Raw genomic sequence first — 22,120 nt, forward strand, 5'->3', positions numbered from 1 at the left:
AGGATCGTTACGGCAGCGTGATCGTCAAATTCGCCGCCCGCGGCGCCATCTTGACGACATCGGTGTAGCCGTTCATGCGCGCCTCGCTCGTGCGGCCGAGCGACGTGCGCAGGCCCGCGTACTCGAGCACGCAGATCAGGCCGAACACCGAGTACAGCACCCACAGCGGCAGGTCGCTGCGCAGCTTGTGGCGGATCTGGTCCGGGCGCTCCGCATGCGGCGCGAAGCCGCCGCGCCGCCCCTTCATGTGCGCGATCTCGTCGCCCAGGCGCGACGTCAGGTAGTTCAGCTTTTCCGTCCCCTCCAGGATGTAGCGGCCCTGGAAGCCGAGCAGGAGGCACATGTGGAAGACCTCGAGCGCTTCCACGTGGCTGCTGCCGCGCGCGCGCAGCTGCTCCAGGCGCTCGAAGAAGTGTTCGCCGGCCAGCTGGTCGCCGAACAGCTGCAGCTGCAGCGGGCGCCGTTCCCACGCGTCGCGGATCGTGAAGGTCGAGCGCAGGATGATCTCGTCGACGGCCGCGCAGAACGCGTATTTCGCCGCGTCGACGTCGTCCGGCGACGCGTTGTGCTTGCGCGCGTTGCGGCCGAAGTCGTCGAGGAACTGCGTCATCTTGCGCGCGAAGGCGGCGTCGTCCTGCGGGCCATTGCCGTTCTTGAGCATGAACAGGGCGTAGAAGCCGTCGTACATCAGGTCCAGCAGGGCCTGCGGCGCGGCGGGCGCGGACGCGGCGGCGCCGGCCGCCATGAGCGAAGGTGCGGTTGCGGTGGTCATGGAAAGTCTCTCGTTTTCAGGATGTCACGGCGACCAGGTCGGGCTTCACGTCGGCCATGCTGCCCGGGACGTAGATCGAGATCGACTGCGCCTGCAGCATGCGTTCGTACATCTGGCCCTTGGCCTCGATGGCGAAGTACACGGCGTCCGGGCGCACGGGCACGGCCGCGGGCACCTGCGGCGCGTGCACGAGGCGCACGCCGGGCATCGCCGACAGCACGAATTTCTCCACGTCGTCCGGCGCGCCGATCTTCAGGCGCAGCGGCACCACGTCCACCAGTTCGCTGGCCGGCGTGTCGCCCGACACGGCCAGATAGAACGTCGTCTTGTCGTCGATCTTCTCGGAGTCGAGCATGCCGTGCCAGTACGACGGCTTCACTTCGCGCAGGGCGATGGCGAAGTAGCGCGACGAGATCACGGTGTCGAGCAGTTCGCGGATGATCTGGTGCAGCGTCGCGAACGCGGGGCCGGGATCGGCGTGCTGGTAGGGCGGCAGGTCGGCCAGCGTCCAGCTTTTCGAGAACGTCATCAGGCTGCCGGCCAGCGACAGCAGTTGTTCGTACAGCCGCTCCGGATGCAGCGACGGGTGGTGGAAGTAGTGCGCCAGCGTCGCGCATGCCGTGCTGGCCGTGTGCAGGAGCCAGAACGACGACATGTCGCCCGAGCGGAATTCGATCACGTGCCGGCTCGGCTCGCGGTGGTGGCCGTACAGGGCGCTCACCTTCGCCTGCAGCGCGTCGAGCAGGCGGCGCAGCTGCAGGAACAGCAGCGGCGCGCTCTTGATCGTCAGGCACGGCGGCACGAACGAACCATCCAGTTCGAAGCCGCCGGTGGCCGCGCGGCGCAGGCGCAGCACGGGCACGTGCACATAGGCGTCCAGCGGTTCCGCATCCGAGACGAGGCGCACGGTCTTGCGCAGATAGGTCAGCTGGGCGCTGGCGGCCTGCGTGTACAGGTCCGGCGTGTCGCGGTCGAGCTGGCGGAAGCGGGCGGCGTTGGCCGCGTCCGCGCCGTCCGCGCCATTCGTTCTGTGGCCGCTGAAATTGGCGCCGTAAGGCTTGAAGCCGGGCAGGGCGGCGTGATACGTCACGGTCTGCACGGATTGCGGCAGTTGGCCCAGGTCGATGGCGTCCGGCAGTTCGTCGCCGCCCGGCGCCGAATACAGCTCGCCGTCCGGGAAGCGCAGCGACAGTTCGAGCAGGCGCAGCGTGTCGTTCGCCAGCGCGTCGCGGTCGACCTGCAGCGCGCCTATGCCCCAGGCATACGGGTGCAGCAGGGCCGCCGTGCGGTGCAGGCGCTCCTCGTGGTAGTGGTCCTGCTGCTGGAAATGCTGGGGGCGCAGGAAGAGTCCTTCACCCCATAAGATTTTGCCGCTCATGCGCTCGTCGTCCCTGTGCTGCCGAAGATGAAAATGGCATAACAGTAACATTTATTACGGATATGTAGCGCACGATTAAGACACAAATTTTCTTTGTGACAATTCGTGATATTTCTCCATATAAACATAGGATTCCGGCCGGTTACGGGGCAATTCCCAAGGAAATAGTGAGTTTTAGTGAGTGTTTTACTACTCATCGACACGCGTACGATTGGCAAAAAATTGAGCTTGATCAAGAAAACAATTCTGATACTATAAAAAAAGTTTTACAAAGTTAATCGCGTGACATCATTTCTTTAACAGTTGCGAGGACCCGCATGACCCCAGCATTCCCGTTCGGCCGGATCAGCCGTTTCTTCGGCGCCGCCGCCTGCGCCATCCTGCTTTCGGCCTGCGCCACGACGAAGCCGGAGGTGGCCGAGAAGCCACCCGCCCCGACGATGGAAGAGCTGCTCGCCAAGGCCGCCGATGCCAATACGGCCGGCCGCAAGGAGGACGCGGTGACCCTGTGGAAGGAAGCCGCCGCCGCTTACCCCGCCGACAAGGCACCGTGGTCGAGCATCGCCCAGACCCGCTACGACGCCGGCCAGTACGGCGAGGCCATCGTCAACGCCCAGGAAGTGCTCGTGCGCGATCCGAACGACCGCCTGGCGAACAGCATCGTCGCCATCAGCGGCCTGCGGCTGTCGACGCGCGCGCTGGCGGACCTGAGCCGGCAGAACAATTTGTCCGGCTCGATCCGGACCGAATCGCAGGACCTGGCCAAGCTGCTGCGCGAGAGCCTGGGCGAGCAGGTGCTCGTCCCGCCGCCCGTCGCCGCGCCTGCGCCGGCGAAGGCCGTCGCCCGCGGTCGCGCCAGGGCGAGAGTCAGGCAGGCCGCCGCGGCATCGTCCGGTGCCGACCCGTTCGGCGCGCTGAAATAACAAGTCCGATTCAACCCCAGGGGAATCCCATGTCCAGAAATTCCAGTGTGCAGAAAAAGCTGCAGAAAGTCCGCCCGCCGCGCGTGCAAATGACGTACGACGTCGAGATCGGCGACGCGATCGAGAACAAGGAGCTGCCGATGGTCGTCGGCGTCGTCGGCGATTTCGGCGGCAATTCGGAAGCGCCGCAAAAACGCCTCAAGGAACGCAGCTTCGTCGGCATCGACCGCGACAACTTCGACGAAGTCATGAAGGGCGTCGAGCCGCGCGCGGCGTTCCGCGTGCAGAACGAGCTGACGGGCGAGGGCGGCCAGTTCGGCGTCGACCTGACGTTCCGTTCGATGGACGATTTCCGTCCCGAGGCCGTCGTCAACCAGGTCGAGCCGCTGCGCAAGCTGCTCGAGGCGCGCACCAGGCTGGCCGACCTGCGCAACAAGCTGGCCGGGAACGACAAGCTCGAAGACCTGCTCAACGACGTGTTGAACAGCACCGAAACGATGGCCAGCCTCGGCCAGCAGACGACGAAAGAGTGATCATGTCCGCACTCCAAAGCACCGCCCTCGCGGCCGACACCACGCTGCCCGCTCCCGAAGCCGATCTGCTCGACCGGATCGTCGAGCAGAGCAAGGTCGCCAAGTCGAGCGCCGAACATGCGCGCGCCCGCGACCTGATCGCGGAACTGGTCAACCAGGTCATGGAGGGCACGGTCGTCGTGTCCGACAACCTGGCGGCCACCATCGACGCCCGCGTGGCGGAGCTGGACCGCCTGATCTCGGCGCAGCTGTCGGCCGTGATGCACGCGCCCGAATTCCAGAAACTGGAGTCCAGCTGGACGGGCCTGAACTACCTCGTGAAGAATACCGCCACGAGCCCGAACCTCAAGGTCAAGATGCTCAACGCGACCAAGCGCGAGCTGGTGAAGGACTTCCAGAGCGCCATCGAGTTCGACCAGAGCACCATGTTCCGCAAGGTCTACGAAGAGGAATTCGGCACCTTCGGCGGCGCGCCGTTCGGGGCGCTGCTGGGCGACTTCGAGATCACGCGCCAGCCGGAAGACATGTACTTCGTCGAGCAGATGTCGCACGTGGCCGCGGCCGCGCACGCGCCGTTCATCTCGGCCGCGTCGCCCGAGCTGTTCGGCCTGGAGAGCTATTCCGACCTGGGCAAGCCGCGCGACCTGTCGAAGGTGTTCGACACCGTCGAATACGCGAAGTGGAAATCGTTCCGCGAGTCGGAAGACGCGCGCTACGTCGGCCTGACCCTGCCGCGCTTCCTGGGCCGCCTGCCGTACAACCCGGCCGACGGCGCCACGACCGAAGGCTTCAACTTCGTCGAGGACGTGGACGGCACCGATCACCATAAATACCTGTGGTGCAACGCCGCGTATGCGTTCGGCACCAAGCTGACGGGCGCGTTCGAGGACTACGGCTGGTGCGCGGCGATCCGCGGCGTCGAAGGCGGCGGCCTCGTCGAGAACCTGCCCACGCACACGTTCAAGACGGACGAGGGCGAGATCGCGCTCAAGTGCCCGACCGAGATCGCCATCACCGACCGCCGCGAAAAGGAGCTGTCGGACCTCGGCTTCATCTCGCTCGTGCACTGCAAGAACACGGACTACGCGGCCTTCTTCGGCGCGCAGTCGGCGCAGAAGGCGCGCAAGTACAACAGCGACGCGGCCAACGCGAACGCCGTGCTGTCGGCCCAGTTGCAGTACATCTTCGCCGTGTCGCGCATTGCCCACTACATGAAGGCCATGATGCGCGACAAGATCGGCAGCTTCGCCGCGGCGTCCAACGTCGAGGACTTCCTGAACCGCTGGCTGACCCAGTACGTCCTCCTCGACGACAACGCGAGCCAGGAACAGAAGGCGCAATTCCCGCTGCGCGAGGCGAGCGTGCAGGTGTCGGAAGTGCCGGGCCGTCCCGGCGTGTACCGCGCCGTCTCGTTCCTGCGTCCCCATTTCCAGCTCGACGAGCTGTCGGTTTCCCTCCGCCTCGTCGCCGAGCTCCCGGCATCGGCCAATAGCTGATCAACCCCGTTTTACCCCCCGTTATCAAACCGAACTGAAAGGAAGAGAACAACATGGCAATCGACGTCTACCTGCAAATCGACGGCATCAAAGGCGAATCCGCCGACGCCACCCACAAGGACTGGATCGAAGTGAAGAGCGTCCAGTGGGAAGTCCTGCAACCGAAATCGGCGACCGCGTCGACCGGCGGCGGCCACACGGCCGAGCGCACCGAGCACAAGGACATCGTCGTCTCCAAGCTGGCCGACCTGGCCACCCCGATCCTGCTGCAGACCTGCTCGTCCGGCAAGACCATCCCGAAGGCGAAGTTCGAGTTCCTGCGTGCCGACGGCCAGGGCGAGCGCGTGAAGTACTTCGAGATCGAGCTGGAAAATGTCCTGATCAGCAGCGTGGCGCCGGCCGTCGAGCCGGGCAACATCCTGACCGAAGACGTGGCGATCAAGTACTCCAAGGTCAAGTGGAAGTACACCCAGCAGAAGGTCGGCGGCGGCTCGGGCGGTAACACGTCGGGCGGCTGGGACCTGTCGGCCAACAAGATCGCCGCCTGATAGCGGGCCGGCACGATGTCCGCCAAAGGTTTCATGCCCGGGCTGTTCGACCGCCTGATCGAGCGGCCGGGGCACGCCCAGGCGGGCACCGTGCCGCGCGTCTCGCTCGAGGAAATGAAGGATTCGGTGGCGCGCGATCTCGAGGCGCTGCTGAATACCCGCTCCGTGATGCCGGAAGATACCTTCCGGCGCTTTCCCGAATGCGCACGTTCCATCGTCGCGTACGGCCTGCACGATTTCGCGGGCCTGTCGCTGTCGAGCACCGACGACCGCGCGTTCATCTGCAAGAGCCTGGAGGCCGCGATCGCGCGCCACGAACCGCGCCTGCGCAACGTCCAGGCCCGGCTCGAACTGCGCGAGGACGCCGTCAACCGCCTGAACTTCTCGATCACCGCGCTGATGGTCGTGAGCGCGGCGCACGAGCCGGTGAACTTCGACGCCGTGCTGCAGCCCTCCAGCCAGCATTACACCATCAGCAAGGCACGCCGGCAGGCAGCCCCGGGAGCCTGAGTTGGACCAGTTATTACCGTATTACGAGCAGGAGCTCGGCTTCCTGCGCCGCCACGCGCGCGAATTCTCGGAGCGCTATCCCAAGATCGCGGGCAAACTGCTGATCGGCGGCGAGGTGTGCGAAGACCCGCACATCGAGCGCATGATCGAATCGTTCGCCCTGCTGAATTCGCGCATCGCCAAGCGCCTGGACGACGATTACCCCGAATTCACCGAGGCGCTGTTCGAAGTGCTGTACCCGCACTACCTGCGCCCGTTCCCGTCCTGTTCGATCGCGCGCATGGACTTCGGCGCGGCCGCCGCGCAGCCCGGCGCCGCCACGGAAATCCCGCGCGGCACGCAGCTCGCCACGCGTCCGGTGCGCGGCGCGCCGTGCACCTTCCGCACCGCGTATCCCGTGACGGTGGCCCCGCTGGCGCTGACGCGCGCCCGCTTCGACGCCATCCTCGACGCACCGGACGCCGTCCGCCCGCCGGCGCAGGCATCGTCGTCCATCGCGATCACGCTGGCCGCCACGGGCGCCGCATCGGTCGCGGGCCTCAAGCTCGCGAGCCTGCGCGTGTTCATCGACGGCGAGCCGTCGTTCTGTGCCGCGCTGCGCGACGCCTTGTTCATGCGCGCCGTCTGCGCCTACGTGGAGGCCGACGGCAACGGCCGCTGGATACCGCTGTCCGCGCTGCCGCTGCGGCCGGCCGGCTATGGCGAGGACGAGGCGCTGATCGACTTCCCGGCCCGCTCGCACACCGCGTACCGCCTGCTCACCGAATACTTCTGCTTCCCGGAGAAGTTCAACTTCTTCGACGTCGACCTGGCCGCCTTGACGGCCGCGCTGCCGGCGGGAAGCCGCACCGTCACGCTGCACCTGGCGCTGTCCGGCCTGCGCGCCGATTCGAACACGGCGCGCATGCTCGGCACGCTGTCCGCCACCAACCTGCTGCTGGGCTGCACGCCCGTCGTGAACCTGTTCCGCCAGCGCGGCGAACCGATCCGCCTGACCCACACGACGGACAGCTACCCGGTGCTGGCGGACGCCCGCCGCGCCTTCGCGTTCGAGGTGCAGTCCATCGACAGCGTGCGCCTCGTGCGCCAGACGCCGCAGGGCGAATCCATCGTCGAGTTCCGGCCGTTCTACTCGCTGCGCCACGGCCAGGTGCCGGACAAGAGCGGCCATTACTGGATCATGCGGCGCGATCCGCTGCTGGCCGAGAGGAGCCCCGGCTACGAGACGCAGATCTCGGTCGTCGACATAGATTTCGATCCGGCCGACGTCGAGACCGACACGCTCAGCATCGAGCTCACGTGCACCAACCGCGACCTGCCGGCCCTGTTGTCGTACGGCGTGCGCGGCGGCGACCTGTTCCTCGAGGGCGGATCGGCCGTGCAGGCGATCAGCTTCCTGCGCAAGCCGACGCCGTCGTACCGTTTCGAGCGCGGGCGCGGCGCGCACTGGCGCCTGATCTCGCACCTGTCGCTGAACCACCTGTCGCTGTCGGGCGGGGGCATCGCCGCGTTCCGCGAGATGCTGACGCTGTACGACCTGCCGCGGTCGCCGGCGTCGCAGCGCCAGATCGGCGGCGTCCTCGCCGTCGAGCACCGCGCGACGACGGCCTGGCTGGCGGGGAATCCGTTCGCCTGCATGGTGCGCGGCATCGAGGTGCGCCTGACGATCGACGAGGAAGCGTTCGTCGGCAGCGGCGTCGACGCGTTCGCCCACATCGTCGAACGCTTCCTCGGCCTGTACGTGCATGCCAACAGCTTCACGCAACTCGTGATCATTTCGAACAAGACCGGGGGAGAGCTGCTGCGATGCACGCCACGAAGCGGCGATTTGAGCCTGCTGTAATCGAGCGGCTGTTCGCGCAGCCGTACCGCTTCCAGTATTTCCAGGCCGTGCGCATGATCGAGCTGTGGCTGCTGCGCCGCGGCATGCCGGAAGACGGACTGCTGCCGAACTTCCTGCGCTTTTCGAATTCCACCTCGCTCGCCTTCCCGGCCAGCGAGATCGAGTCGCTGCAGCCGGAACCGCGCGCCGTCGCACCCGGCAGCGCCGCACTGGCCGCCGCGCTGCACGCGCGCGAGCTGCGCTACATCCGCCTGACGCCGACGTTCATGGGCCTGCTGGGCTCGAGCGGCGCGCTGCCGGCCCATTACACGGAACGCGTCGCGGCGCAGCAGGTCGCCGAACGGGACGACGGCCCGCGCGCCTTCCTCGACACTTTTTCGAACCGCACGCTGGCGCTGTTCTACGAGGCCTGGCGCAAATACCGCCTGGAGCTGAAATACGGCGGCCGCAAGGACGGCTTCCTGCCGCTGCTGCTGTCCCTCGCCGGCATGGGGCATGCGTCGCTGCGGCGGCGCCTGTCCGATCACGGCGACGGCGTGCTGGACGAATCCGTGGCGTACTTCGCGACGGCCATGCGCCAGCGGCCCGCGTCCAGCGTGCAGATCGCGCGCGTGCTGTCCGAGTACTTCGGCCAGGACGTGCGCGCCGAACAGTTCGTCGGCCGCTGGTACGACGTCCCGGCCGCCCAGCAGACGGCGCTCGGCATGGGCAACGCCACCCTGGGCGCGGGCGCCATGGCGGGCATGCGCGTGTGGCAGCGCGACCTGCGCCTGCGGCTCGTGATCGGCCCGCTGGACCTGAAGTCGTACGAAGACTTCCTGCCGGGCGGCAGCGCGGCGCGCGCGCTGGCGAACATGGTCACCATGTTCACCGGCCTGTCGCTCGAATACGAAGTGCGGCTCGTGCTGCGCGCCGCGGACGTGCGCGGCGTCGCGCTGTCGGGCGACCGCGCCGGCGCTCGTCTGGGCTGGGACGGCTTCCTCGTCGACGGCCCGCAAACGGCCGACCGCGCCGACGTGAACTATGAAATCCACGCCGCCTGAACGAGGCGGTTCCACTACTGAGGAGACTCGATGAGCATCAACCTGAAAACCCTGATCGGCAAACTGGACGACACCTGCCGCGCGGCCGCCACGCGGGCGGCCGGCCTGTGCGTGTCGCTCGGCCAGTACGAGGTCGACATCGAGCACCTGTTGCTGGCGCTGCTCGAGCAGCCGGCCTGCGACCTGGCCGTCATCGCGCGCCGCTCGCGCGTCTCGATCGAACGGCTCGAGGCCGACCTGCGGGCGGAAGTGGCCGGCTTCAAGAGCGGCAACACGCGCACGCCCGTGTTTTCCGAGCGCCTGCCGAAGCTGTTCGAGCACGCGTGGCTGATCGCGTCCCTCGACCTGCGCGCGGGACGCCAGGCCAGCATCCGCAGCGGCCACCTGCTGCAGGCGCTGCTGAATTCTCCCGAGCTGTCGCAGCTGGCGCACCGCGTGTCGCCGTTGTTCGCGGAATTCGACCTGGACCGCATCAAGCACCACTTCGACGACGTCACGGCCGGCTCCGACGAAGATCCCGCCGTGGCGCCGGTGGCGGCGCAAGGGCAGGACCAGGGCGCCGACCCGCTGGGCGGGCTGCGGCGCGAGAAAGGTTCGAAAACGCCCGCGCTGGACCAGTTCACGACCAATCTCACGCAGCGCGCGCGCGACGGCAACGTGGACCCCGTGATCGGGCGCGATTTCGAAATCCGCCAGCTAATCGACATCCTCATGCGCCGGCGCCAGAACAACCCGATCCTGACGGGCGAGGCGGGCGTCGGCAAGACGGCCGTCGTCGAGGGCCTCGCGCTGCGCGTGGCGACGGGCGACGTGCCCGAGGTGTTGCGCGGCGTGGAGATCCACGTGCTGGACCTGGGCCTGCTGCAGGCCGGCGCCAGCGTCAAGGGCGAGTTCGAGAACCGCCTCAAGAACACGATCGACGAAGTCAAGAAAAGCCCGCACCCCATCATCCTGTTCATCGACGAGGCGCACACGATGATCGGCGCCGGCGGCCAGGCGGGCCAGAACGACGCCGCCAACCTGCTCAAGCCCGCGCTGGCGCGGGGCGAGCTGCGCACGATCGCGGCCACGACGTGGAGCGAATATAAAAAATATTTCGAGAAGGACCCGGCGCTGGCGCGCCGCTTCCAGGTCGTGAAGGTCGAGGAGCCGAGCGAGGAACTCGCGTGCGCCATGCTGCGCGGGATGGCGCCGCTGATGGAAAAGCACTTCAACGTGCGCATCCACGACGAGGCGATCACGGACGCCGTGCGCCTGTCGCACCGCTACATCAGCGGACGCCAGCTCCCGGACAAGGCCATCGGCGTGCTGGACACCGCGTGCGCCAAGGTCGCGCTGGGCCGCGACGCGGCGCCGGCCCGCATCGAAGACCTCACGCGCAGCCTGGAACGCATCGGCGCCGAACGCGCGGCGCTCGAGCGCGAGCGCGACGCCGGGGAGGGTGCGCACGATGCGCGTCTGGCCGAACTGGCGTCCCTGCGCGGCGCGTTCGAGGACGAGTTGGCGACCCTGCGCGCGCGCTGGGACCGGGAGCGCGACCTCGTGCAGCGCATCCGCGATGCCGCCGACGCCCGCGCGTTGCGTGACGAACTGCGTTCCCTGCAGGGCGAAACGCCGCTCGTGCCGCTGCAGGTGGACGGCCACGTCGTCGCCGGCATCGTCGCCGGCTGGACCGGCATCCCGCTCGGCAAGATGGTCAAGGACGAGATCCGCACGGTGCTGAACCTGAAGGACTTGCTGGAGCAGCGCGTGCTGGGCCAGCCGCATGCGATCGAGGCGGTCGCGCAGCGCGTGCGCACGGCGCGCGCGAACCTGGACGACCCGAACAAGCCGCAGGGCGTGTTCCTGTTCGTGGGCCCGTCCGGCGTCGGCAAGACCGAGACGGCGCTGGCGCTGGCCGACGTGCTGTACGGCGGCGAACGCAAGCTCGTCACCATCAACATGAGCGAATACCAGGAGGCGCACAGCGTCTCCGGCCTGAAAGGCTCGCCGCCGGGCTATGTGGGCTATGGCGAAGGCGGCGTGCTGACGGAAGCCGTGCGGCGCAACCCGTACAGCGTGGTGCTGCTGGACGAGGTGGAAAAGGCGCACCCGGACGTGCTGGAGCTGTTCTTCCAGGTGTTCGACAAGGGCGCGCTGGACGACGCGGAAGGCCGCGAAGTCGACTTCCGCAACACCATCATCATCCTCACGTCGAACGTGGCATCCAGCACGCTGATGCAGGCCTGCCTGAACAAGGCGCCCGAGGAACTGCCGGCGCCGGACGAGCTGGAAGCGCTGATCCGGCCGGCGTTGACGAAGCAGTTCAAGCCGGCGTTCCTGGGCCGGTTGAAGGTCGTGCCGTTCTATCCGATCCCGGACGATGTGCTCGTCGGGATCATCGAACTGAAACTGGAGCGCATCGGCCAGCGCGTGGCCGCGAACCACAAGGCGGCGTTCGCGTACGACGAGTCGCTCGTGGACGCCGTGCTGGCCCGCTGCACGGAAGTCGATTCCGGCGCGCGCAACGTCGACAACATCCTCAACGGCACCTTGCTGCCGCAGGTCGCCGAGGCCGTGCTGGCGCGGATGGCGGACGGCGCGGCCATCGGGCGCATCGCGGTGGGGGCGGGCGACAGCGGCGATTTCACCTACGCGATCGACTGAGTTCACCGCCACCGGCGCGACCCGCACGACCGTTTGATTGTATTGGATATATATCGGATCAATACCTGTCGACGACGTGCGGGACCGCACCGAATGGATGAATTGCGGAAGAAAACGTAGACACGGCCGCAACAATGTCCTAGTATTTGATATCGATAACGAAAACAGGCCGGTCAGGCCCGCCGCGGAGCGTCCGCGGCGCGGGACGCGCATCCACCGTGCGTCTTTTTGCGTTGTTTCGCACGTCATGCAACAAGCATCACAGAGGCCCGGGTATGTCGCCACAGGGCATTTTTTTTACGCGCCAGGGTATTTTATATACAAGAAACAAGCCGGAGCAGAACCGGCACCTTTGCAGTGCAACGAGGAGGAGACAAGATGAGAATATTAGGATTGGACGGTCCGTTCAGGCGGATAGCCCACATCGTCGTCGCGGCGGGCGCCGTCGCGGCACTGGGTACGTTGCCGGTGCGCGTCGCCCGGGCGGCGGACGCGATCCAGACGTTGGCCACGAGTTACCAGCCGACGATCAACGAGACGATCGACGCGAGCGGCTTCAAGCATCCCGGCGTCGGCCTGACCAAGGATGTGCTGGAGAATGTGCGCACCCAGGTGCGCGCGCAACAGGAACCGTGGAACACGTACTTCAACAATATGGTGCTTTCCGGCTCAGCGTCGACCACCCCGTCGATCAAGAACCTCAACGGGGCCGATCCTTCCAAGCCGCGCTACTACGGCTTGAACAGCCAGGGCGTGGAGGGCGGGTTCATCGCCGACGCGCTGACGGCCTATACGCAGGCCATCCTCTATTACATCACGGGCAACGAGACCTACCGTGCCAACGCGATGCGGATCATCCGCCTGTACGAGCAGATGGACCCGAGCCAGTTCGCGTACTACACGGACGCGCACATCCACACCGGCATTCCGCTGCAGCGGATGGTGGGCGCGGCGGAGATCCTGCGCTACACCAGCTACCAGACGTCCGCGCTGGCGTGGACGGATGACGACACGAACCTTTTCTGGAACAACTTCGTCCTGCCGACGATCGACATCGACGACAGCTGCAACTGCCGCTTCATGAACCAGCACCTGTACACGACGATCGGCGCCATGTCGGGGTACATCTTCGCCGGCGACCGGCCCAACTACAACAAGACGGTCGAGTGGTTCACGGTGAACAAGGACGCGGTCGACCAGGGCCAGAACGGCGCCATCAAGGCGCTGTTCCGCATGGTGACCAGGAACGACGACACGGGCGAGGACGTGACGCCCGGCGTGCAGCACGTCGAGATGGGGCGCGACCAGGCGCACGGCGCGGGCGACCTCACGAACGCCGCGATCCTCGCGCGCCTCATGATGGCGCAGGACACGAAGGTCGACCCGGTCGAAGGCACGGCGTCCACGGCGCCGGACGCCGTCGGGCCGTACGAATTCCTGGGCGACCGCATCTTCACGGCGACGGAGCTGTGGAGCAAGTACATGCTGGGCTACGAGATTCCCTGGGTGCCCACCGCGTCGCACACGGACGCCGACGGCAACCCGACCGTCGTGTACCACGGCCTGTCCGGCTACTACCGCGGGCGCATCGGCCAGAACACCTGGGAAACGTTTTACTATTACCAGTACAACCGCGGCGTGAACATGGAACAGGCCGCGCCCAATTTCACGCGCTTCTTCTCCAGCCGCACGGGCTATAACTGGGCCGGCGGCGATGGCGGCGGCGACTTCTGGCTGTTCATCCCCGCTGCCGCGGCGAGCGAGGGCAGCAAGTACCTGGCGAAGGTGCCCACCGGATCGTATCGCGAAGTCGAACTGCACTTCACGCCGCTCGACGCCAATTCCGTCGTCATGACGGACGCGACCGCGACCTACATCCACACCACGGCGACCGAGGCGGGCAGCAATTTCGTCGTCTTCGGTTATGGCGACGGCACCAGCAGCCTGGCCTTCAAGATCCGCACGAACGGCATCGCCACCATGGAGACCCTCGGGACGACGATCCAGCTGCCGAACACCAACGGCCAATGGATGTATGTGAATCACGCCGGATCGCTGGATGACTTCATGCACGCCACGATCAAGGGCGCCGGCACGACGGTGGACCTCGACCACATCAACGTCAACGGCAGCAGCCTCAGCCTGCCTGCGTTCACCGCCGGGAACGCCGACCAGACCGACTACACGTATGCCGGCGCCGGCCAGGCCGTCGCCACCACCTTCGCGGCCACGGATTCGAGCCCGACGGCGACGTTGACCTACCAGATCGACCACCTGCCGCCCGGCGCCACCTTCAACGCCAGCACCGGCGCGTTCTCGTGGTCGCCCAGCCAGGCCGGCACCTATACGTTCGTGGTCCAGGCCAGCGACGGCACGACCGTGGCAAGCAAGCGCTACAGCGTGGTCGTGGGCGCCGACCGCCAGGCGACGGTCGATACCGTCACGGCGACGTATGACGCGACCAGGCCGTACGTCACCTCGACCCTGGCGACGTACCAGGCCGCGTACAACGACATGCGGAGCGTGATCGCGAGCGCGACCGACGACGTGTACTTCCAGAAGCTGGCCACGCTGAGGACGGCCACGGCCGGCCTGCAACTGCTGACGCCGGTGATCTACGACGGCAGCCTGGATTACACCAACATGCTCGTCGCCTCCACCTTCAACACGTCGGTGGCGGCGGCGCTGGACAACAATACCAGCAGCTTCGTGTATTTCGGCTGGGCGCAGAACCTGACCCACACCCTGGACTTCGGTCCCAGCTTCAAGATCGCCGCATCGGCCTTCGGCCTGCAGGTGCGCAACAGCTTCCCCGAGCGTATCGGCGGCACGACGGTCTACGGCTCCAACGACAACATCAACTGGACCCGCCTCACGCCGGGCCTGACCACCGTCACGGAAGACATGCAGACCCTGCCGGTCTCGGATGATCTGCGGAACCAGCGCTTCCGCTTCATCAGGATCGCGATGATCGAGCCGTCGAGCACCATGCTGGAGCTGAGCGAGTTCCACATCTTCGGCACGCGCTACGAGACCGTCAACCAGATCGCGTCCTTGGGCTTGAGCTCGGACCAGGCGCTTAAAAGCCGCATCGTCCCCGGGAACACGGTGAAGCTCAAGTTCGTGTCGACCGCGCCGATCAACAACGTCGCCGTCACCATCCAGGGCCAGCCCGCGACGGTGACCACGACGGACAACGTGAACTGGACCGCGACCTGGGTCGCCACCGCCACGGCCGGATACGGCAAGGTCGGCTTCCTGCTGAACTACAAGACCGCCGCGGGCGTCGACGCCGAACCGACCTTCATGACGACGGACGCCAGCACGCTGACCCTGGCCGACCAGACCGGCCTGATCGACAACGTCACGACGATTGCCAGCGTGACGGATTCCTACGGCCGCAACGCCGCCGACGCGATTTCGACGGCCAACCTGCTGTTCGACAGTAACATCAACTCGGCCACCGACTACCGTCTCAACGGCAGCGGCGCCGGCAGCTGGGTCGAGTTCGACTTCCGTGGCGGCGGCAGCGTCGTCCTGTCGCGTGTCGAGGTGCTCGCCCGCCAGGACCAGGTCGGCCGCATCAACGGCGTCGTGGTGCAGGGATCGAACGACAACACGAACTGGGTCACGCTCACCAACGCGGCGGGCAATAACGCCGACTGGCAGACGTTGACGGCCAACAGTGCCACGCCGTATCGCTACCTGCGGGTCATCAACGGCAACGCCTGGTACGGCAATATGTCCGAGCTGCGCCTGTACGGTGTCTACAAGTCGTCCGCGCAGATCGCGTCGGCGTCGCTGACGTCCACCCAATCGCTCAGCCCGGCAAGTGTGCTGAACAAGCGTGTCGTCGCCGGCAACTCGGTGACGCTGAAGTTCACGGCCAAGGCGGCCATCGGCAACGTCACGGCCACGATCCAGGGCCAGGCGGCGGCCGTCGCCACGACGGACAACGTCAACTTCACGGCCACCACGACCTTGCCGCAAGGCGTGGCGCCGGGCAAGGTGGCGTTCGCCGTCAACTACACGTTGGCGGACGGGTCGGCGGGCTTCCCGGCCACGGCCACGACGGACGGCAGCGGGGCCTACGTGGTGGATGAATCGGACCTGATCCGCAACGTCTCGACCGTCGCGACCCTGATCGATTCGACCTACAACCGCAGCGCGGCGGCGACCAAGGCGAACGTCGACGCTCTGTTCGACAGCAATATCTTCTCCGCCTCCGACTTCCGCATCGGCACCAACAACAGCGGCACGGGCAGCTACATCATCTTCGACTTCAAGTCCGGCAACCAGGTCAGCCTGGCGAGCGTCGAACTGCTGGCGCGCCAGGACCAGGTCGGCCGCGCGAAATACACGGTGTTCCAGGGTTCCAACGACGGCACGACGTGGGCCGATATCACGGCCACCGCCGGCGCGGTGCAGGACTGGCAGACGCTTGCGATGAAGAGTACCGCACCGTATCGCTACATCCGCATCTACAACTTCTCCAACTGGGTCGGCAACCTGGCCGAAGTGCGCCTGCACGGCGCGCTCAGCGGTCCGGCCGACCTGGGCGCGAGCGTGCACATGACGCAGCAGGGCGCGACCCTGAACCGTGCGACCGGCAAGTATGTCGGCGCCGTCACGATCGCGAACACGAGCGGGGCGACGTTGAGCGGCCGCCTGGCGCTCAAGCTGAACAACCTGGCCAGCGGCCTCGTGCTCGACAACGCGACGGGCACGGATGGCGGCGCGCCGTATGTCAGCCTGGCCGATCCGCTCGCGGCCGGCGCGTCGGTCACCGTGAACCTGACGTTTTCGAATCCCGGCCGCGTCCCGGTCAGCTACACGCCGCAGCTGTTGCGCGCCCAGTTCTAAGGACACTCCATCATGCAAAACGATATCAAGCATAACGTTATTTCCCGCCTGACCCGCACGGCGCTGGCGCTGGCCCTGGCGGCGGGTTGCGGCCTGGCGGCGGCCAGTCCCGTCCATGTGACGATCGACACGTCCTCGTTCGGCGTGGCCAGCGGGTACCTCGACATGAACCTCAGTGCCACCGACAACGTGCCGCTCGCCACGGTGACGGTGACGGGGCTGGCCGGCTTCCAGAGTTCGCCCTATATCGATACCTGGGGCGTCACCGCCGTGGCCGGCGGCTGGCGGTTCCGCAACGATACGGCGAACGACCTGTTCCAGTCGGTCGATTTCGGCGGCCCGCTGTCGTTCGACCTCGATGTCGAGGGCGCGCCCGATCCGGCCGCGGCGTTCATCTCGACATTCGCCGTGTCGGCGTTCGGCAGCGACGGCACGACGCTGCTCGGCCGCCACGACGCCCTGAGCGGCGCGCTTGCCGAATTCACGTGGACGCCCGCCGCGCTGGCGGGCGTGGATGGCCAGCTCGGCATCCGTATCGTGGACCCGGCGGTGACGGTGGTTCCGGAGCCGGTCGACTGTGCGTTGCTGGGCATCGGCCTGGCCGGGCTGGCCCTGGCGCGGCGCCCGCGCAACAGGCGGCGCTAGCGCGACGACCTCTCCTGCATGCCGACGGCCGGCGGGCGCAACGCCCGTCCGGCCGGATGACTCCGATCCGAAGAACCCGACGTATCATGAATTCGCTACTTGCTGCCCTGGCGCTTGCCGTGCCATGCGTTTTTTCCAGCTGGGCGCACGCCGCCGAGCTCGCTCCCAAGCCCCTGTACCGCGACCCGGTGTTCGACGGCGCGGCCGATGTCTCCATCGTGTTCGATCGCGCGGCCCATGTGTGGAAGATGTTCTACACCAATCGCCGGGCGACGATGACGCTGCCCGATCCGGACGACGTCGAATGGGTGCACGGCACCGCCATCGGCATCGCCGACTCCCGCGACGGCGTGCACTGGCGCTACCGGGGGACGGCGGCGTTCCCGAAGGCGTGCACGGACGTGACGCTGTGGGCGCCGGACGTGCTCTACGAAAACGGCACCTACCACATGTGGCTCACCGTCGTGCCGGGCATATTCCACCGCTGGGGCGCGCCCGGTTCGCAGGCGCGCATCGTGCACCTGACCAGCACCGACCTGTCCAGCTGGAACTGCGCGGGCGACGTGACACTGGGCACGGGCAGCGTGATCGACCCCAGCGTCATGAAGCTGGGGCAGGGCTACCGCATGTGGTACAAGGACGAGCACGCCCAAAGCCGGATACTGGCGGCCGACAGCACGGATCTGCGCACCTGGACGAAGGTCGGCGACAAGCCGGTCAATCCGACGCACGGCGAGGGGCCGGTGGCGTTCCGGTTCAAGGGGCACTACTGGCTGATCGCCGACGTGTGGAAGGGCCTGATCGTGCTGCGTTCCGAAAATGCGCTCGACTGGACGGAGCAGCCGGGCTACATCCTCGGCACGCCGGGCCGCACGGCGACCGACCGGGCCATGGGACAGCACCCGGACGTCGTCGTCGATGGCGAGCGCGCATTCATCTATTATTTCGTGCACCAGAAGAACGAGGCCGAGGCGGCCGCCGATCCACGCTGGAACCAGCGCACGGTCATCCAGGTGGCGGAGCTGGTCTACAAGGACGGCAGGCTGATCGTCGACCGCGACGCGCCGCTCCGGTTCCGGCTCCACGCCCCGTCCCCGTGACGACCGGCCGGCGCGGCGCCGATTCCCACGCTTTTGCCAATTACTTGGTATAGAATTTATTTTGGACCAACAAGGCGGCGCCGCTGCGCCGCCGATACAAGACCCTCCAGAGGATACTCGAATGACCTTGCCCCGATTTTCATCCGTGCTCGCGGCCGCCGTCGCATCCGTGCTCGTGCCGGCCGCTTCGGCCTGGGCCGCGCCGCTCGTCGTCTCGTCGCCGGACGGACGCGTCGCGATCCGCATCGAGCAGGATGCCAGCCGGTTCACCATCGCGCGCCGCGGCAAGACCGTCATCGCCGCGTCGCCGCTGGGCCTGGAGCTGGACGGTGTGCCGGCGTTCGGCGCGCTGGCGCTGGAACGGCGCGACGACGTCGCGGTCGACCGCACGATTCCGCTGACCGCGACCAAGGCCGCCGCGGCGCGCGACCATTATCGGGGCGCGACGCTGACGTTCCGCGAGCGCGGGGCCGCCGGCCGGCGCCTGTTCATCGACGTGCGCGCGTATGACGACGGCGTCGCCTTCCGCTACCGTATCGACGGCACCGATCCCGTGCGCCTGCGCGGCGAACGGACCGCGTTCGTGCCGGCGGGGGACCCGGAATGCCTGGTGTCGAAGGCCGCCGGCGCCCACGAGGTGCCGTTCGACCGCGTGAAGGTGTCGCAACTGCGCGAGGGCGTCGCCTACGACGTGCCGGTGGTGTGCACCACGCCGGCCGGCGACACCTCGTACGCCATCACGCAGGCCAACCTGAACGGCTATACCGGCGCGTCCCTGTGGCGCGAAGGCGGCGCGCTGCGGGTGCGGCTGTCGGCGGTGCCCAAGCGCGACGGTCCGGCGTTCGTGTCGAAGGGCGGGCTGACGACGGCCTGGCGCGCGGTCATGCTGGGCGACCGCATCGGCGACATGATCGGCTCCCAGCTGGTCGGCAACCTGAATCCCGCGCCGGACGGCGACTTCAGCTGGGTGCGGCCGGGCAAGGCCGCGTGGGACTGGTGGTCCGGCCCACTGGCGGGCATGAAGCCCGACATGGCAAGCTATCGCCGCTTCATCGATTTCGCGGCGGCCGCCGGATTGCCGTACTACCTGATCGACGCCGGCTGGGCCTACGGCTCCGGCCCCGACTGCTGGATCGCGCTGCCGGGGACCGACATCACCCGCGCCGCGGACGGCATCGACATCCCGGCGCTCGTGCGCTACGCGGCCGGCAAGGGCGTGGGCCTGATGTTGTGGGCCCATTGGGAACACGTCGCGCGACGCATGGACGAGGTGCTCGACACCTATGCGCGCTGGGGCGTCAAGGGCGTCAAGATCGATTTCATGGACCGCGACGACCAGGAGATGGTCGACTTCTACCAGCGCGTCGCGCGCGCCACCGCGCAGCGCCACCTGCTGCTCGACCTGCACAGCGCCTACGTGCCGGACGGGCTGCAGCGCACGTATCCGAACTTCATCACCCAGGAAGGCGTGATGGGCGCGGAGTGGAACAAGATGAACCGGACGATCACGCCGCGCCACAACCTGATGCTGCCCTATACGCGCATGCTCGCCGGCCCGATGGACTACACGCCCGGCGGCTTCCACAACGCCACGCCGGACACCTTCACCGTGCGCGCCGAGATGCCGCAGACCCAGACGACGCGCGGCCAGGCGCTGGCGATGTACGTGGTGTACGACAGCCCGCTGCAGATGGTGTCCGACGACCCCGACGCCTACCGCGACGCGGCCGGCTTCGATTTCATCCGGCGCGTGCCGACCGCATGGGACGAGACGCGTTACCTGGCGGGCGAGCCCGGACGCGACATCGTGCTGGCGCGGCGCCAGGGCAGCACCTGGTACGTCGGCGCGATGACGGCAGACGATGCGAAGGACGGCCGCGTCGAGCGCGTCGCGCTGCGCTTCCTGCCCGCGGGGCGTTACCGTGTCACGACCTGGGAGGATGGCGCCACGCCGAACGACGTCGTGCGCAAGGAGCGCGAGGTCGGCGCCGGCGACGTGCTCCCGTTGCGGCTCGCGTCCTCCGGGGGCGCCGTGGCGATCCTGGAACGCCTCGAATGACCGCGCACACCGTGGCCGGCGCAGACATGGTGGAACGCGTTCGCATGACTCCTGTCCGGCGCTGGCTCGGCGCACTGTGCGCCATCGCGGCCGGCGCCGCCGTGACGGCGAGCCCCGGCTGGGCCGAGGAGCAGGCGCCGGCCGGCCGCACCGCGCAGTGGGGCGACCTCGGTAATGGGCGCTACCGCAATCCCGTCCTGCCGGCCGACTACAGCGACCTGGATGCGATCCGCGTCGGCGACGACTATTATGCGATTTCGTCGAGCTTCCAGTTTTCGCCGGGGATGGCGATCCTGCATTCGCGCGACCTGGTCAACTGGGAAACCGTGGGCCACGCGGTGCCCGACCTGACCCAGGTGTCTCCGGAACTGAACTGGGACCGGATGAACCGCTACGGCCGGGGCATCTGGGCCGGCGCCATCCGCCATCACGCGGGCCGGTTCTGGATCTACTTCGGCACCCCCGAGGAAGGCTATTTCATGACGAGCGCAGCGCGTCCGGAAGGGCCGTGGGCCCCGCTGCGCCAGGTGCTGCGCGCGCCCGGATGGGACGACTGCGCGCCGTTCTGGGACGATGACGGCAAGGGCTATTTCGTCGGCACGAACTTCAGCGACGGCTACAAGATCCACCTGTGGGAAATGGGGGCCGACAACGCGACGCTGATCCCGGCGTCGGACCGGGTGATCTACCAGTCCAAGGGCAGCGAAGCCAACAAGCTGTACAAGTTCGACGGCACGTACTATCACTTTTTCAGCGAAGTGCAGGGCGACACCCGCGTGATGATGATGCGGCGCGCCCCGTCGATACACGGGCCGTGGTCCGCCAGGCGCCAGCTCATGCACGCCGACGTCAGCGCCATGCAGCCGAACCAGGGCGGGATCGTCCAGGGCCCGGACGGGAACTGGTATTTCTTCACGCACCACGGCGACGGCGATTGGTCGGGCCGGGCCGCAAGCCTGCTGCCGGTCCACTGGATCGACGGCTGGCCCGTGATCGGGCAACCCGACCGCGACGGCATCGGCACGATGGTGTGGGAAGCGGCCATGCCGGCATCGCATTCGCGCCGCCTGTTTCCGCAAGGGGGCGACGGCTTCGACGGCCCGGCACTCGCGCCGGCGTGGGAATGGAATTACCAGCCGCGCATGGACAAGTGGTCGCTGTCGGCCCGTCCCGGCTATCTGCGCCTGCACGCGTTTTCCGGCCTGGATGGCGGCAACCTGCTCAAGATCGGCAACGTGCTGACCCAGCGGGTCGTGCGCACCGGCGGCCAGTCGTTCGCCGCGCGGCTCGAACTGAAGGGCATGGCCGACGGCCAGCACGCGGGCCTGCTCCACTTCACGGCGCGGCCGCGCGCCGCCAACCCGGCCGCCTCCACGGCGTCGGCCGGCATCGTGATGGCGGACGGCCGGCGCTACCTGGAAATCTCGCGCGACGGCACCTACACGCGGTTGCGGCCATGGCCGCACGACGCGATCTGGCTGCGTTCGAGCTGGGGACTGGACGGCAGGAGCACGCTGGCCGCCAGCGCCGACGGCAAGCGTTTCGAACCTGTGCTGCCGGACTTCCCGTTGACCTGGGGCGCCTACCGCGGCAGCCGCGTCGGGCTGTTCACGTTCAACCAGGCGGGCGAACACGGGTACGTGGACGTCGACAGCGTGACCTATGCCGTCGACAACCGTGCCGGTGCGCCCCGACGCTGAGCCCGCACGTCCATCGGCATTGCCGATGGCGCCGATCGGCATTTCCCGTTTCCCCTCCGCG

Annotated in this window: 15 protein-coding genes; 13 read left to right on the top strand and 2 right to left on the bottom strand. The window is 67.4% G+C overall.

What is annotated here, in order from left to right; genetic code table 11:
* Window positions 1-7: 7 nt before the first annotated feature.
* Window positions 8-772, bottom strand: a complete 765-nt coding sequence (icmH, locus tag ASC93_RS13870) for a type IVB secretion system protein IcmH/DotU (protein ID WP_056442823.1) — start codon at window positions 770-772, stop codon at window positions 8-10.
* A 16-nt stretch (window positions 773-788) separates the two neighbouring features.
* Window positions 789-2,150, bottom strand: a complete 1,362-nt coding sequence (gene tssK / locus ASC93_RS13875; protein WP_056442825.1) for a type VI secretion system baseplate subunit TssK — start codon at window positions 2,148-2,150, stop codon at window positions 789-791.
* Window positions 2,151-2,467: 317 nt separating this feature from the next.
* Here tssK and ASC93_RS13880 point away from each other — a divergent pair, with 317 nt between their 5' ends.
* From ASC93_RS13880 to ASC93_RS13940, 13 genes are all read left to right on the top strand, one after another.
* Window positions 2,468-3,073 carry a hypothetical protein gene (locus ASC93_RS13880; protein ID WP_056442830.1) on the top strand — a complete coding sequence of 202 codons (606 nt, stop codon included), beginning with the start codon at window positions 2,468-2,470 and terminating at the stop codon, window positions 3,071-3,073.
* Window positions 3,074-3,102: 29 nt separating this feature from the next.
* The gene (gene tssB / locus ASC93_RS13885) at window positions 3,103-3,606 is read left to right on the top strand and encodes a type VI secretion system contractile sheath small subunit (RefSeq protein WP_056442833.1); all 504 of its coding nucleotides are present in this window, start codon (window positions 3,103-3,105) and stop codon (window positions 3,604-3,606) included.
* Window positions 3,607-3,608: 2 nt separating this feature from the next.
* Window positions 3,609-5,102, top strand: coding sequence for a type VI secretion system contractile sheath large subunit (gene tssC / locus ASC93_RS13890; RefSeq protein WP_056442836.1), 1,494 nt, complete (start codon window positions 3,609-3,611; stop codon window positions 5,100-5,102).
* A 53-nt stretch (window positions 5,103-5,155) separates the two neighbouring features.
* Entirely contained in the window at window positions 5,156-5,650 is a 495-nt protein-coding gene (locus ASC93_RS13895) for a type VI secretion system tube protein Hcp (RefSeq protein WP_056442839.1), read from the top strand.
* A gap of 15 nt (window positions 5,651-5,665) precedes the next feature.
* A complete protein-coding gene (gene tssE / locus ASC93_RS13900; RefSeq protein ID WP_056442842.1) occupies window positions 5,666-6,160 on the top strand; it encodes a type VI secretion system baseplate subunit TssE in 495 nt (164 codons plus the stop codon).
* Window position 6,161: 1 nt separating this feature from the next.
* Window positions 6,162-8,003, top strand: coding sequence for a type VI secretion system baseplate subunit TssF (gene tssF / locus ASC93_RS13905; protein WP_056442845.1), 1,842 nt, complete (start codon window positions 6,162-6,164; stop codon window positions 8,001-8,003).
* Window positions 7,967-9,046 (top strand): type VI secretion system baseplate subunit TssG, encoded by a 1,080-nt coding sequence (tssG, locus tag ASC93_RS13910; RefSeq protein WP_056442849.1) that lies wholly within the window; start codon window positions 7,967-7,969, stop codon window positions 9,044-9,046. The genes tssF and tssG overlap by 37 nt, the downstream gene beginning before the upstream one ends.
* A gap of 30 nt (window positions 9,047-9,076) precedes the next feature.
* The gene (gene tssH / locus ASC93_RS13915) at window positions 9,077-11,692 is read left to right on the top strand and encodes a type VI secretion system ATPase TssH (RefSeq protein WP_056442852.1); all 2,616 of its coding nucleotides are present in this window, start codon (window positions 9,077-9,079) and stop codon (window positions 11,690-11,692) included.
* 378 nt (window positions 11,693-12,070) lie between these two features.
* The gene (locus tag ASC93_RS13920; protein ID WP_082548038.1) at window positions 12,071-16,555 is read left to right on the top strand and encodes a discoidin domain-containing protein; all 4,485 of its coding nucleotides are present in this window, start codon (window positions 12,071-12,073) and stop codon (window positions 16,553-16,555) included.
* Window positions 16,556-16,567: 12 nt separating this feature from the next.
* Window positions 16,568-17,200 (top strand): NF038129 family PEP-CTERM protein, encoded by a 633-nt coding sequence (locus tag ASC93_RS13925; RefSeq protein WP_056442860.1) that lies wholly within the window; start codon window positions 16,568-16,570, stop codon window positions 17,198-17,200.
* An 86-nt stretch (window positions 17,201-17,286) separates the two neighbouring features.
* The gene (locus ASC93_RS13930; RefSeq protein ID WP_056442864.1) at window positions 17,287-18,300 is read left to right on the top strand and encodes a family 43 glycosylhydrolase; all 1,014 of its coding nucleotides are present in this window, start codon (window positions 17,287-17,289) and stop codon (window positions 18,298-18,300) included.
* A 121-nt stretch (window positions 18,301-18,421) separates the two neighbouring features.
* A complete protein-coding gene (locus ASC93_RS13935; protein ID WP_082548039.1) occupies window positions 18,422-20,359 on the top strand; it encodes a glycoside hydrolase family 97 protein in 1,938 nt (645 codons plus the stop codon).
* A gap of 44 nt (window positions 20,360-20,403) precedes the next feature.
* Window positions 20,404-22,059 (top strand): glycoside hydrolase 43 family protein, encoded by a 1,656-nt coding sequence (locus ASC93_RS13940; RefSeq protein WP_056442942.1) that lies wholly within the window; start codon window positions 20,404-20,406, stop codon window positions 22,057-22,059.
* Window positions 22,060-22,120: the final 61 nt, after the last annotated feature.

This window comes from Massilia sp. Root335, assembly GCF_001425685.1.
Classification (GTDB): Bacteria; Pseudomonadota; Gammaproteobacteria; order Burkholderiales; family Burkholderiaceae_D; genus Telluria; species Telluria luteola.